Annotated in this window: 12 protein-coding genes and 1 pseudogene; all 13 read left to right on the forward strand. The window is 40.2% G+C overall.

The genetic code is table 11. The annotated features are described in order from the left end of the window. Position 1 precedes the first annotated feature (1 nt). Positions 2-2413 carry a polysaccharide biosynthesis tyrosine autokinase gene (locus V7Q33_RS08655; protein WP_331976414.1) on the forward strand — a complete coding sequence of 804 codons (2412 nt, stop codon included), beginning with the start codon at positions 2-4 and terminating at the stop codon, positions 2411-2413. A gap of 20 nt (positions 2414-2433) precedes the next feature. Then, positions 2434-3381: a GDP-L-fucose synthase gene (gene fcl, locus V7Q33_RS08660; protein ID WP_331976626.1), complete on the forward strand. Its 948-nt coding sequence runs from the start codon at positions 2434-2436 to the stop codon at positions 3379-3381. Next, positions 3378-4496, forward strand: coding sequence for a GDP-mannose 4,6-dehydratase (gene gmd / locus V7Q33_RS08665; RefSeq protein ID WP_331976416.1), 1119 nt, complete (start codon positions 3378-3380; stop codon positions 4494-4496). Before fcl ends, gmd begins: the two co-directional genes overlap by 4 nt. A gap of 55 nt (positions 4497-4551) precedes the next feature. Then, positions 4552-5406, forward strand: a complete 855-nt coding sequence (locus V7Q33_RS08670) for an ABC transporter permease (protein ID WP_331976418.1) — start codon at positions 4552-4554, stop codon at positions 5404-5406. An 11-nt stretch (positions 5407-5417) separates the two neighbouring features. Next, complete coding sequence (locus V7Q33_RS08675) at positions 5418-6707, forward strand: ABC transporter ATP-binding protein (protein ID WP_333819582.1); 1290 nt, start codon at positions 5418-5420, stop codon at positions 6705-6707. An 8-nt stretch (positions 6708-6715) separates the two neighbouring features. Beyond that, positions 6716-7486, forward strand: coding sequence for a glucose-1-phosphate cytidylyltransferase (rfbF, locus tag V7Q33_RS08680; RefSeq protein WP_333819584.1), 771 nt, complete (start codon positions 6716-6718; stop codon positions 7484-7486). After that, on the forward strand, positions 7464-8576 hold the full coding sequence (gene rfbG, locus V7Q33_RS08685; protein WP_333819585.1) for a CDP-glucose 4,6-dehydratase: 1113 nt from the start codon (positions 7464-7466) through the stop codon (positions 8574-8576). Before rfbF ends, rfbG begins: the two co-directional genes overlap by 23 nt. 12 nt (positions 8577-8588) lie before the next feature. After that, positions 8589-9641, forward strand: coding sequence for an NAD-dependent epimerase/dehydratase family protein (locus V7Q33_RS08690; protein WP_333819586.1), 1053 nt, complete (start codon positions 8589-8591; stop codon positions 9639-9641). Positions 9642-9669: 28 nt separating this feature from the next. After that, entirely contained in the window at positions 9670-10593 is a 924-nt protein-coding gene (locus V7Q33_RS08695; protein ID WP_331976428.1) for an FkbM family methyltransferase, read from the forward strand. A 10-nt stretch (positions 10594-10603) separates the two neighbouring features. Beyond that, entirely contained in the window at positions 10604-12331 is a 1728-nt protein-coding gene (locus V7Q33_RS08700) for a thiamine pyrophosphate-binding protein (RefSeq protein WP_333819587.1), read from the forward strand. Positions 12332-12352: 21 nt separating this feature from the next. Continuing rightward, positions 12353-13681 (forward strand): lipopolysaccharide biosynthesis protein RfbH, encoded by a 1329-nt coding sequence (rfbH, locus tag V7Q33_RS08705; protein WP_333819588.1) that lies wholly within the window; start codon positions 12353-12355, stop codon positions 13679-13681. A 31-nt stretch (positions 13682-13712) separates the two neighbouring features. After that, a complete protein-coding gene (locus tag V7Q33_RS08710; protein WP_333819589.1) occupies positions 13713-14630 on the forward strand; it encodes a glycosyltransferase family 2 protein in 918 nt (305 codons plus the stop codon). 22 nt (positions 14631-14652) lie between these two features. After that, a pseudogene (locus V7Q33_RS08715) lies at positions 14653-14991 on the forward strand (hypothetical protein); the annotation flags it as partial.

Raw genomic sequence — 14991 nt, forward strand, 5'->3', positions numbered from 1 at the left:
CTTGAATCAGGAACAGATTTTTGAGCAATCACCTTCAATAGGGATGGACGCCCCTAAAAAAGCAGGGATTGATCTTAATTTTAAAAGAGTGCTCGCCAGAGCCATACGATATTGGTATATCATTTTATTGTCAGTAGTAGCAGCAAGTGTAGTCGCCTATTTAGTGAATCGCTATAGCACACGAATTTATCCGATTCGTGCATCTATTATAATATTGGAAAATGCAGAGAATGCGGGATCTAAATTCCTGTATAAGAATGAGCTGATAAACCCAACCCGGAATTTCTCAAATGAGTTGTTCATTATGAAGTCTTATCCGTTGCTTCAAAATGTAATTGAAGAACTCAATTTCGATGTTTCTTACTTTAAGGAAGGGAGCATTAAAACAACGGAATACTATGAACTTGATTTCCCGATTAAATTTAAGATACTTCAGGGCTCCCATATGCCATACGGCAGATCGATAAATCTAACGATTCAAAGTACAGATACATATAAGCTAGAGTTGCTTTTTAATGATCCTAAATCAAGCATTAAAAAGTTTGACAATTTGAAATTTGGCGATACTGTACGCATAAATGGATACAGTATATTATTAAGTGTCAACAATAAAGAGAAACTCAGAAATCTTGTTAACACTACTTTGCTGGTTAGATTTAATGACCCTTTTTCTTTGGCGAGAAGTTACTCAACCAGATTGTCTGCAGCATATGTCCAGGCAGGAGCTTCGGTTGTCAATTTAGAAGTGAAGGGATCTGTGCCACAGAAGGAAATAGTATTTCTCAACAAATTCATAGAAAAGTACCAGGAGTATGACGTTGAGAAAAAAAATAAGGTAGCCACCATGGCGATCAGGTTTCTGGATCAGCAATTAGCCGTAATGGGCGACTCCCTCAATCTGCTTGAGGATAAAATTGAAAATTTTAAGAACAGGAATATAATTACAGCCATGGACGCTGAAACAAGCAGGCTGTACTTAAAACTTCAGGAGCTGGAGGAACAGAAGTTCCAATTTCGGTTAAAGGAAAACTATTATAAATACGTAGTCACCTTACTCACGAATCAGCAGTACGAGGGTATATTTACTCCAACCAGCGTGGGAATAAATGATCAAATCATCTCCGAGTTGATTACTAAGTTAATTGAGACAAAAGCAAAAATAAGTAGTTACCAGGGAGTACCCCGAAGAGAAGAGAATCCACTCTACAAAGAACAACTTATTATAATAGAACAAGTAAAAGCAGACATACTTAAAACAATTGATAATACTCGCAAAACCGAGACTATAAATATTAAGTTTATAGAAGACCAGATTAAAATTGTGTACGAGCAGCTTTCCAAGCTGCCAAGTTCTGAACGCGAATTTGCAGATATTAAACGTAGTTATGGACTGAGAGAAAATCTATACCTCTTTCTCTTGCAAAAGAGAACTGAAGCAGGGTTATCAAAAGCATCGACTACTTCAGATATAGTCGTGGTGAATCATCCGCTCGCCGGAGGACCGGTATCTCCAAAGGAAGATCAGAATTATATGATCATGCTGGCCATTGGACTTATACTTCCTCTGGGCGGATTTGTGGTTGCCGAACTATTAAATGATCGGGTACAATCAAAAGAAGATATTGAAAAGAATACACAAGTGCCTGTTATCGGAGGCATTGGTCATAATCCTGGTGATAATAATCTTATTGTTTATAGTAAGCCGCGTTCCAGTATGGCTGAGTCGTTCCGCGCCCTCCGCTCGAATCTGAATTATTTTACAGGCAACCGGAACAATTTGCTTTTTATGGTTACGTCTTCGATTCCCGGTGAAGGGAAAACGTTTACCACGTTGAATCTTGCATGTGTACTAGCCATGGCGGGTAAGAAGACTGTTATTGTTGGAGCTGATTTGCGCAGGCCAAAACTGTTCGATGATCTTGCTTTAAGTAATGATGTAGGGTTAAGCCAATACCTGTCGGGAATGGCGGAACTGAATGCAGTTATTCAACAAACCAAAATTGACAATCTGTTTCTGATTGCCGGAGGACCAATGCCTCCCAACCCCAGTGAATTGCTACTTCGTCCCTCAATGGATAAATTAATCACTGACCTGAGAAGTACATTTGATTTTATTATTGTAGACACTCCTCCCTTATCCTATGTAGCTGACGCCTTCATGCTATCAAGGTATGCTGATCATACCATATATGTTGTTCGCCAGGACTATACTCCACGTGCAGCAGTGCAGGCGTTAGATGAACATTACAGTTCAGGTAAACTGGCAAACATAAGTATTTTATTCAACGATCTGAGGAAGTCGGGGATGGGATACGGATACGGAGCTGGTTATGGCTATGGTTACGGTTATGGCTATAACTATGGTTATGGTAATAAAAGAAGAAGTAATAATCATGGTTACTATTCAGATTAAGGAGCAATGAAGTTATGAATATACCATCAAGTGCTAAAATATATATTGCAGGTCATAGAGGGATGGTTGGTTCCGCTATAATGCGATGCTTACAACGGAATGGTTATACAAATATTTTAGGTGCAACCAGCAAAGAACTTGACCTTCGTGATACGGCTGCTACGAATAGATTTTTTGAGAATGAAAGACCGGAATACGTTTTTTTAGCCGCTGCAAAAGTTGGCGGCATACTGGCGAACGACACGTATCCGGCTGATTTTCTATACGATAATTTAATGATCCAGTCTAATGTTATCCATGCATCCTATAAGACGGGTGTAAAGAAACTTTTATTTCTGGGATCATCCTGCATATACCCGAAATTTGCTCCGCAGCCCATTCAGGAAAGTAGCCTGCTTTCGGGATATTTAGAACCAACCAATGAGGCTTATGCGATCGCTAAAATAGCAGGCATTAAACTATGTCAGGCCTATATGCGGCAACATGGCTGCCGGTTTATCTCTGCTATGCCTACCAATATGTATGGTTATGGAGATAACTATCATCCTCAAAATTCGCATGTTTTACCGGCACTCTTAAGACGATTTCACGAAGCCAGGGAAGAAGGAAGAGAAGAAGTAACAATTTGGGGCACCGGAAGCCCGCTGCGTGAATTCATGTTTTCAGATGATCTGGCGGATGCCTGTTATTTTCTCATGCTTCATTATGAGGAGTCCGATCTGATCAATATAGGTACAGGCCAGGAGATTTCTATTTTTGATCTGGCTCAACTTATCGCAAAGATCGTTGGCTACCAGGGAAAAATTGTATTTGATACAACGAAACCTGATGGTACCCCTCGAAAATTGATGGATAGTTCGAGGTTACATGCTTTGGGTTTTCAACATAAAGTCTCTCTTCAGGAAGGGATTGAAAAGACTTATCGCGACTTTTTAAAGAATCAACTAGCATATAGCAAGGTAAAATGAAAAAGGCTTTTATTACCGGTATAACCGGGCAGGATGGCGCATATCTGGCGGAGTATCTGCTTGCAAAAGGATATGAAGTTCACGGTCTAAAAAGACGTTCTTCGTTATTTAATACCGCGCGTATAGATCATATTTATCAGGACCCACACGATAAGGGAGCCCGGATGAAGCTTCATTTTGGTGATCTGACAGACTCCACCAATCTTATACGATTGATTCAGGAAATTCAGCCTGATGAAATTTACAATCTTGGGGCGATGAGCCATGTGCGGGTGAGTTTCGACATGCCGGAATATGTAGCCAATACCGATGCTATAGGTACACTTCGTATATTGGAAGCTGTAAGATTACTTGGATTGACGCAGAAGACACGTATTTACCAAGCTTCAACATCTGAGTTATATGGTAAAGTACAAGAAACACCCCAGCGGGAAACAACACCTTTCTATCCGCGTTCTCCCTATGCTGTAGCGAAACTTTATGGATATTGGATAACGGTTAACTATCGTGAAGCATATGATATGTATGCATGTAATGGTATATTATTCAATCATGAGTCTCCGTTGAGGGGAGAAACGTTTGTGTCGCGAAAAATTACCAGGGGAGTAGCCCGTATTGTTTTAGGATTGCAGCAAAAACTATACATGGGTAATCTCGATGCTAAAAGAGATTGGGGGCATGCGCGAGATTATATCGAAGCGATGCATTTGATTTTGCAGCAGGAGAAACCAGATGATTACGTGATCGCAACAGGCGCTACTACATCGGTGCGTGAATTTCTGGTACGCTCGTTTGCGCACGTAGGAATTTCTATCACCTTTAAAGGAACTGGAGTAAACGAAGTTGGCATCGTAGACCAATTGCATAATGTGGCGGAAGATTGCGCTCTTAAGGTAGGAGACGAGGTGATTGCTATTGATGAGCGATATTTCCGCCCTACAGAGGTAGACTTGTTACTGGGTGACCCCGGTAAAGCAAAGCAAATACTTGGCTGGAATCCAAAACATGATGTAAACTCTCTATTGCAAGAGATGGTAGATGCTGATCTGTCTTTAATGAGGCGTGAAAGCCTGCTGAGACAGGGAGGATTCAGAGTACTCAATTATCATGAGTAACATGAGTAGATAATCGCATACATATTTTTCTTGGAGTTTACTATAGAGAATCAGAATGACAGATAACGAGGAACAATGGGATTTGGAAATAAAGCCTAAGTCAAGTATTCTATACATTGACTTTGCCGAAATTTGGCGGTATCGCGACTTGATGCTCCTGTTTGTCAGGAGAGATTTTGTAGCGTTATATAAGCAAACAATACTCGGTCCGGTTTGGCATTTTATTCAACCCATATTGACCAGTATAATGTTTCTTATCGTTTTTTCCCGCATTGCCAAGTTGCCGACAGATGGTATCCATCCGATTGTATTCTACCTTTCAGGAGTAACTCTCTGGAATTATTTTTCGGTCTGTCTCAATAATATTTCAAATACTTTTGTTAGTAACGCTAATATTTTCGGCAAGGTATATTTTCCAAGAATAGTCACACCATTATCGATATTGATTTCGAACCTGGTAAAGTTTGGTATCCAGTTTTTACTTCTGATAACAACAATGATATGGTTTTCTTTTAACGGATATCCCATAAGCATTTCGTTTAACTGGTTACTTATTCCGTTTATTTTGTTGCTAATCGGCGGAATAACATTGGGATTAGGTATAATAGTTTCTTCTCTGACAACTAAATATAGGGATTTTACTGTACTGCTTACTTTTGCTGTTCAACTGCTGATGTATGGAACACCAATTGTTTATCCGCTATCCTATTTAAAGCAGCAGGGTTTTGGCTGGATAGTGCGATTAAACCCGCTGACTCCCATTGTTGAATCTTTTCGTTATGCCTTATTTGGAAAGGGTACTTTTACATATATAGATATACTTTACAGTTTTGGTTTTATGATGATAGTACTGTTTATAGGTGTTATTTTGTTTAATAAGATCGAGAAAAGTTTTATTGATACAGTCTGAATTATAAGACCATGAGCCGCGCAGTAATAAGAATAGAGAATATATCCAAGCAATATAGACTTGGGAAGATAGGTACAGGTTCATTTGCGCATGATGTTAACCGGTTATGGCATAAAATGCGAGGTAAGGAAGATCCTTACCTGAGAATTGGTGAAGAAAATGACAGAACCCGAAAAGGTGACAGCGAATATGTTTGGGCACTCAGAGACGTGTCTTTTGATGTAATGCAGGGCGAAGTATTGGGAATAGTAGGGCGCAATGGAGCAGGCAAAAGCACGCTGTTGAAAATATTAAGCAGGACTACCTCACCAACAACCGGGAATATAAAGATTAAAGGACGTATTGCCAGCCTGCTGGAAGTGGGCACAGGCTTTCATCCGGAACTTACCGGGAAAGAGAATATATTTCTTAATGGGGCAATTCTGGGAATGACGAAAAGAGAGATCAAAAGTAAATTTGATGAGATTGTTGATTTCGCCGGAGTTGAAAAATATATAGATACACCTGTGAAGCGATACAGCAGCGGTATGTATGTAAGATTAGCTTTTGCAGTAGCGGCACACCTCGACCCGGAGATATTAATTGTTGACGAAGTTTTGGCTGTAGGAGATGCTGAGTTTCAAAAAAAGGCAATGGGAAAAATGCAGGACGTGAGCCGGGGACAGGGACGAACCGTCTTGTTTGTAAGCCATAACATGGGTGCTATTAAGTCGTTGTGTACAAATGGAGTTTTTATGAAGAACGGTACGGTTGTTATGAAGTCTTCCATTGAAGATGTAGTAACCAGATACCTCCATAACGAAGAAACTTTGAAGATACCGCTTGCACAGAGAACAGACAGAATCGGTAATGGAAATTTGAAATTTACCGATATAAGATTTACCAATCTTAAAAATGAGGATATAGCCTCAGTGTTTACAGGTCAAGCGTTTAAAATAATTTTGGAATACGATTGCTCAATTCCCGATTTTAATACCGACCTGTTGATTATAAATATAGAGTTTAGCAACGAGTTTGGTCAGCAACTTTCATTTTTTGTCTCCGATGAGATGCAAAAGACGATTGTGAAAAATGGAAAAAGGGAAATTCATTTGGTAATACATCGTTTAATGTTGCGAGGGGGGGAATATTCTATTAAGTTATTCTCATCTTATTCATCAACATCTCCCTCAGATTTTTGTGATGTCATTGAAAATGCGGGGGAGCTATCTGTAATGTCAACAGATTTTTGGTTAAAAGATCGTGTTATACGGTCAATTAAGGGAGCTGTTATGGAGGCCGAGTATCAAATCTATAATTAACGGTTACGATGAAAGTAGTATTATTGGCAGGAGGACTGGGTACGCGTTTAAGTGAAGAAACAGTATTGAAGCCTAAACCTATGGTAGAAATAGGCGGCAAACCTATTTTGTGGCATATCATGAAAATTTACTCGTCTTATGGCTATAATGAATTCGTAGTGTGTCTCGGCTATAAGGGGTATCTTATAAAAGAATATTTTGCGAATTACTTCAGGCATGAGTCTGATATAACAATAGACTTTACCAACAATACAACTCAAATACACAACACTTCTGCAGAGCCCTGGAAAGTTACATTAATTGAGACCGGTACAGAAACAATGACAGGAGGTCGAATTAAAAGAATTAAGCCGTATACAGAAGGTAAACCGTTTATGTTGACATATGGAGATGGTGTCGGCGAGATTGATATCAATGCACTCGTCAGGTTTCACAAAGATCATAAGCGGCTGATGACAGTTACTGCTGTCCAGCCATCGGGAAGATTTGGAGCCTTGAATTTATCGGAGGATAATATGGTGAAATCGTTTATGGAAAAACCGAAGGGAGACGGAGCGTGGATAAACGGTGGCTTTTTTGTTTGTCAGCCTGAGGTGTTTGATTACATTAAAGGTGATGAAACTATATTTGAAAGAGAGCCTATGGAAAACCTGGCAAAGAACGATCAAATGATGGCATTCAAACACAGTGGTTTCTGGAAGCCTATGGATACACTTCGCGACAAACAGGAGCTTGAGGCTTTATGGGAATCTGGCAATGCACCTTGGAAAAAATGGTAAGATGACAGGGCATTTACAAATTATAGAGCAGGCTTACAGAGGAAAAAAAGTCTTCTTGACGGGGCATACCGGTTTCAAGGGTGCCTGGTTATTGATGTGGCTGCATATACTGGGTGCTGAAGTTAAAGGTTACGCCCTTTCACCCGAAAATGAAGATGATTTATTCAATCTGATAGAAGGGCAAAAATTATGTGATTCAGTAATAGGAGATCTTCGCGACAAAGATAAGCTACGTCAGTCCATTAACTCTTTTCAGCCCGATTTCATAATTCACTTCGCTGCTCAATCTCTTGTGCGCTTGTCTTATGAAGTACCGGTAGATACATTTGAAGTAAATGCACTCGGAACTGCGAATGTGTTAGATGCCGTGCGCGCTTTAGATAAGCCATGTGCAGTTATTCTTATTACTACCGATAAAGTTTACTATAATTATGAATGGACTTATCCTTATCGGGAAACGGATCGATTAGGAGGCTATGATCCATACAGCGCCAGTAAAGCTTGTGCAGAATTGATTATTGATTCTTATCGTAATTCCTTTTTTAACACTGGAAATTTTAAAACTCATCAGAAAGCAATTGCCGTAGCGCGTGCCGGTAACGTGATTGGAGGGGGAGATTGGGCGAAAAACAGACTATTGCCAGATATAGCGATGGCTTTAGGACGAGGTCAGAAAATATCTATTCGAAATCCTCATGCAGTAAGACCATGGCAGCATGTTTTAGAACCACTATCGGGATATTTACTTCTGGGGGCACGACTTTTTCAGACGCCATTACAATTTTGTCAGGCCTATAATTTCGGCCCGGAATCGAATGATTCTCTTACGGTTGAACAAATGGTAAAAATGGCAATTTCGTCATGGGCAGGTGGTGAATATGAAATAACAACATTGGCAGATCAGCGACATGAAGCGGGGCTACTGAAGTTGGATATAAGTAAAGCCAGGGCAGAATTAGAGTGGGCACCTAAAATGAATGCGTTAGAAGCCGTAGCGCTTACTATAAAATGGTACAAAGCATTTTACGAAAATAGGGAGCTCGTTCGGGAACTCACGAGAGATCAAATTATGACGTATTCCAAATTATAGCTTATTATAGCTGTGAATAGTATTATAGAAGAAGATATTGAAAGTTTGATAGCGGATTTTCCTGATTGGGAAAAATTCAGGAATAAGACGGTGCTTGTTTCGGGTGCCAGCGGATTTCTTCCGGCTTATATTGTTGAAACTTTGTCGTATCTTAATATCAAAAACGTTGGATTAAATGTAAAAATAATTGCTCTTGTCAGAAATGGAGAAAAGGCGTTGGCGAGATTTTCTCATTTACGTCAGTATAAATTTCTTTCTATTATAGAGCACGATGTATGTGATGTCTTTGAAACGGAACAAAATATAGACTTCATCATTCACGCTGCCAGCCAGGCAAGCCCGAAGTATTTCAATACAGATCCGGTGGGCACATTAAATGCCAACGTCCTGGGAACAATCAATCTGGTTAAGCTCGCATATAATAAAAATGTAGAGTCGTTTCTATTCTTCAGCTCATCAGAAGTTTATGGTGAGGTACTTGAAAATCAAATTCCTATAGAAGAACATACTTTTGGATATTTGGATCCAACGCAAGTCAGATCGTGCTATGCAGAAAGCAAACGGATGGGAGAAAACATTTGCATTAGTTGGTTTCATCAGTATGGTGTAAAAGCTAAAATTGTTCGACCCTTTCATACGTATGGCCCGGGTATGTCATTAGAGGATGGAAGGGTCTTTGCCGATTTTGTAGGCAACGTGGTGAATGGAAGGAATATCATTCTCAAGAGTGACGGATCTGCCAGACGTGCCTTCTGCTATCTGAAAGATGCTACCAAAGCGTTTCTGCTTGTTTTGTTGCATGGTGAAAATGGACAGGCTTATAATGTAGGAAATCCACACGAAGAGTATAGCATACGCGAGCTTGCCAATCTGATGGTAAATATCAAACCAGAGTTAGGCATAAAAACAGAAGTTACATTGGATAAAGACAATATGCAGGTATATGCCAAGAGCACAGTATCCAGAAGCGCTCCCAATATTTCAAAGATGAAAAAACTGGGTTGGTCTCCTGGCATCTCTGCAGCTGAAGGATTTCGGAGAACCGTTTTAAGTTTCTTGGATTAAGTTTGTTTTTAAAATTAAATTAATAACTGTGAGTTTATTGCAAATCAAAAAAACATTTGCTGAAGGCAAGCTGAACAAATGGGAATATATCGATAAGATGTTTGACAAGCATTCCCTGTTATTTGAGTATCCGGCTTTGCTTCAACAGACAGATATTGATAAAATAGAGCTGAATGATGAAGGAGTTGTAATGACTTTTCGATCGTCAGGTGTAAAGATGTTTTGTTCTTCAAACGATAAACGACTGGCACCATTTGATGCTCTCAACTTTGGCTCGTATGAGCAGGAGGAGTTGCAGATGCAAGTAAATTTAATGGATGACGATTTTACTATTTTCGATGTTGGTGGAAATTATGGCTGGTATGCTATACATATAGCGTCACGATTTCCGAAGGCAAAGATATTTTCATTTGAGCCGATACCGGATACATACCACCAGCTTGTGAAGAATATTGCATTGAACCATATATCCAATATAAACTCTTTTGATTTTGGTTTTTCAGATAAGCCGGGCTCATTTTCGTTTTTCTATGATCCTGCATTATCAGCAAACGCCAGTATGAAAAACGTTTCCGGAAGCAACACCATTAAGGAAGTCACTTGCAAGGTAAATACAATCGATGATTACAATCGTGAACAAAGACTGACAATTGATTTTATAAAGTGTGACGTGGAAGGAGCGGAGTTGATGGTATTTAAAGGGGCGGAAAAAACAATAGCTGAAAATTTACCGATCATTTTTTCTGAGATGTTGAGAAAGTGGACAGCCAAGTTCAATTATCACCCTAACGACATTATTGCATTTTTGTCGCAGTTCGGTTACCAATGCTTCACATTAGACCATGGCAAACTGCACACTTTTGGTGTTGTAGACGAGAGCACGCTTGAGACCAATTATTTCTTTCTTCATCCGGAGAAGCATGCTGAAAAAATAAAGCGGTTTACTGCTTAAAAACGATAACATGAAAATATCTGATTATATAGCCTGGTTCCTTCAGCAGAAAGGTGTTAGTCATGTTTTTGAACTTTCTGGAGGAATGATCACGCACCTGCTCGACTCGATAAGTCAGTCAACCAGTATAAGAATCGTTACGATGCATCACGAACAAAGTGCTGCGTTTGCGGCCGATGCCTTTGGAAGAGTGACCGGAATTCCCGGAGTGGCATTAGCAACCAGTGGCCCCGGAGCAACCAACCTGCTCACCGGTATAGCGAGTTGTTATTTCGATTCTTCCCCGGCTGTATTTATAACCGGACAGGTTAACCGTCATGAGCAAAAGGGAGCCAGAGAAATACGCCAGTTGGGATTTCAGGAAACAGATATTGTGTCAATGGCGAAACCTGTTACGAAGGCGTGTTTCAAAATAGAAAGTGCAGAAGAGGTGCCCTATGTTTTTGAGAAAGCTTTTGCCATTGCCCGGGAGGGAAGACCCGGCCCGGTTTTAATTGACATACCGATGGATGTGCAACGGTTCAACCTCGAAGTCGACAAAGAAAGTTTACCCATGCAGCAGCAGGATGCTGCAGACTGTGATGCAGGTATACTGGAAGATTTATCGCTGGATTTAAGTAATTCCAAAAGACCGTTATTATTAATTGGCAGGGGGGTAAGCGCGGCATTTGCGCGTAAAGAACTCTCCTCGTTTATTGACATTACCAATATACCGGTTGTTACCACATTGCTGGGAATAGATGTAATTCCATTTGATCATCCGCAACGTGTAGGCTTTATAGGAAGCTATGGAAACAGATGGGCAAATATTGCTTTAGGTGAATGCGATTTGTTAATCGTTGCCGGTAGTCGTTTGGATATAAGACAAACCGGTGCGGATACTGCTTTTTTCGCGAACAGAAAGATCTATCATATAGACTGTGAAAACGGCGAGATAAATAACAGGGTAAAAGGTTGTGTACCGATAGTAAAAGATGTTAAAAACTTTCTCGCTTCGTTCAATAAAAAATATCATAGCAAGCAATATAAAATTGAAGTTAACTGGCTTGAGCATATTCAGTCGCTGAAATCAAAGTGGCCTGATACCGAAGAGCTGAAAGAAGCAAAGGGCATTAATCCCAACAAGTTTATGCACCAGGTTTCGCGTGCATCTTCATCAGCGGGTGCATTTGTTGTTGATGTAGGAGCGCATCAGATGTGGGCCGCTCAATCATTAGAGATTAACAACGATCAACTTTTCCTTACTTCGGGAGGCATGGGCGCTATGGGATTTGCGTTACCGGCATCCATTGGTGCTTGTTTGGCCCTTAACGAAAGCCCCGTTGTAGTAATTGTAGGGGATGGGTGCATGCAGATTAACATACAGGAATTACAGACAGTTGTTAGAAATAAGCTTGCTGTGAAAATTATTGTTATGAACAACCGGAATCTCGGTATGATCAGACAGTTTCAGGATTCATACTTTGAATCACGGCATCAATCTACCTACTGGGGATATAGTGCACCTGATTTTGAAAAAGTGGCTGTGGCTTATGGTATTATTGCCAAAACCATTTCCGAAGAGAAAGAGATCGATGCAGCGATGCAATGGATGTGGAGTGAGGAAAACAAAGAACAGCCCGCGCTGCTACAGGTAATGATCGATCCATACACCAATACCTATCCAAAGATTGCTTTTGGAAAACCACTTACAGAGATGGAGCCATTTGCAAAGCCGATGGAAATGGAAGGAACATAATTAAGTAAATATAAAAATCAAATGATTCAATTAGATCAGGAGCTTGCATCCAATGATTATCTTTTAAATAAGGTAAGGCAAAAGATAAACAAGGTCATTGTGCCCGGCAGTGATTATATTCCTGTAACTGGTAAGGTACTCGATGAGAAAGATATACTATACGGAGTGGAAGCGGTGCTGGACGGCTGGTTGACTGCTGGACGTTTTGCCGATGATTTTGAACGGCAGCTTGCTGACTATTTTGGATCCAGGTTTTCGGTGCTGGTAAATTCAGGTTCATCAGCCAATCTTCTTGCCTTCTATACATTAACGTCTCCTAAATTGGGCGCCGATGCCATTTTGCCTGGCGATGAAATCATTACCGTTGCAGCCGGTTTCCCAACAACCATCAATCCGATGATTCAGTATGGATGTGTTCCCGTGTTTCTCGATGTAGATATTCCAACCTATAATATAAAAGCAGAAGATATTGAAAGTGCCGTAACGGAGAAGACGAAGGCGATTATGGTGGCGCATACGTTGGGAAATCCCTTTAACCTGGATGAGGTAATGCGTATAGCCAAGAAGTACGATCTTTGGGTAATAGAGGATGATTGCGACTCGCTGGGGGCTACCTACAGAAATAAGAAGACCGGTACGTTTGGTGATTTGGCAACACTTTCTTTTTATCCGGCGCACCATATTACAATGGGCGAGGGTGGCGCTGTACTGATTAACAACGCCAAGCTCAAGAAAATTGTTGAGAGCTTCCGCGACTGGGGGAGAGATTGCTGGTGCGCCCCGGGAAAAGATAATACCTGTGGGCAGCGATTCGCTCAAAAGCTGGGTGATCTTCCTGATGGATATGATCATAAATATACCTATTCACATATAGGCTTTAATTTAAAAGCAACCGACACACAGGCTGCAATAGGCTTGAGTCAACTTGCAAAAGCTGATACGTTTGTGGAAAAGAGAAGACAGAATCACCAGATGCTATATAATTTGCTCAAGCCATTAGAAGAGCATTTTATTCTTCCACAAGCAACTGAACATGCTAACCCAAGCTGGTTTGGTTTTTTGATTACCATTAGAGATGCAGACAGAATAAATCGCAACAGACTGGTTGAATATCTGGAGCAAAACAAAATAGGAACAAGACTTTTGTTTGGAGGTAATCTCATCAAGCAGCCGGCCTATAAAAATACCCGGTATAGAATTTTAAACAACCTCGATAACACCGATAAGATTATGAATGATTCCTTTTGGCTTGGGGTATGGCCGGGGCTGAATGTTGAACATTACGAATACATGAATAAAGTAATAAATACATTTTGTAACACGGAAGCGACCAGAACCATGGTTAGATGACTATATTTTGATAAGCAGAAAAAAAAGAATCATGGCACCATTGCTTTCAATTTGTATACCGACTTATAACAGATCTGCCTATCTGAAGAAATGTATACGCTCAGTAATTTCATATCCGGGTAATGACATTGAGATTATCATTTCAGACAATGCCTCTACTGATAATACACCTGAAGTTGTCGGCGATTTTCATGATAAAAGAATTGTTTATAGCAGAAACCCTGAGAACGTAGGGCCGGTAGCTAATTTCTACAAGATACTTAAAGCTGCTTCAGGAGATTATATATTTCTCCTTACAGATGATGATTTTTTATTCCCCGATAGTATTGATGAGGTGATTGAATTTGTGAAGGCCAATGGAAATATAGATTCATTTAAGTCAGATCTCATTTTTTATACTGAAAAATCCAAGTCAGCTTTCAATTACAGCTATCTGAAAGAGACGCAAGTACTTGCTTCGGGTAATGTTGAAGACCGGGCAAGATTGTGGCAATCTGCTCATGTTCTTACCGGATGTTGCTTTAAAAGAGAGAAGATACCAGCAAAGTTTTTTGAAGACGAAAAATTTCTGTGGTACCCCACGATGTTTTTAATGGGACTGTTAAGCGAGAAGCAGGGATATATAGCCAAGCCGCTGGCGGTGCACACGTGGGAGAATGAACTGTTCTGGGGTATAAAAGAAGAAGGAAAGGAAACTATTCTCATGGAGAGTATCATCGATACGCTTTATCTGATGAAAGAGTACGGACAAAATGAGGAGCAGATTTGTGCATGCGCACGTTTCCTGGCCGAAGGAGTTTTGAAAAAGAATGGTGGTAACCCCGCGGTTCTTCCGGCGCGATTAACGGCTTTGCTTTCAGATAGTGATGTCCGGTTTTTAGTAAAGAAAACCAAAGCTTCTATAAAAAAACGTATGAAGCTTTTTGCAAAAAAAATGTTTCGTTTATAGTCCGAAATGTTGAACATAACGAATGGAGAATCTTGCCCCCATAGCCTTATTCGTATATAACAGGCCCTCTCATACGGCAAAGACATTGGAGGCTTTGGCTAAAAATACCCTGGCTAAAGATTCGATGTTATATGTTTTTCAGGATGGTCCCAAAAAAGAATCTACACCCGAACAGCTCCAAAAGATTGCAGAGGTGGATGAAGTGGTCAAGGGGATTCAAGGCTTTAAGGAAGTAATCTGTAAAAAGAGAACAGATAATATTGGTTTAGCGGAAAGTATAATTGATGGCGTTACCAGTGTTGTAAATAAACATGGTAAGATTATAGTAGTTGAAGATGATTTAATAACCTCTCCATATTTT

The organism is Ohtaekwangia sp. (assembly GCF_036786105.1).
In the GTDB taxonomy this organism is placed as follows: domain Bacteria; phylum Bacteroidota; class Bacteroidia; order Cytophagales; family Cyclobacteriaceae; genus Ohtaekwangia.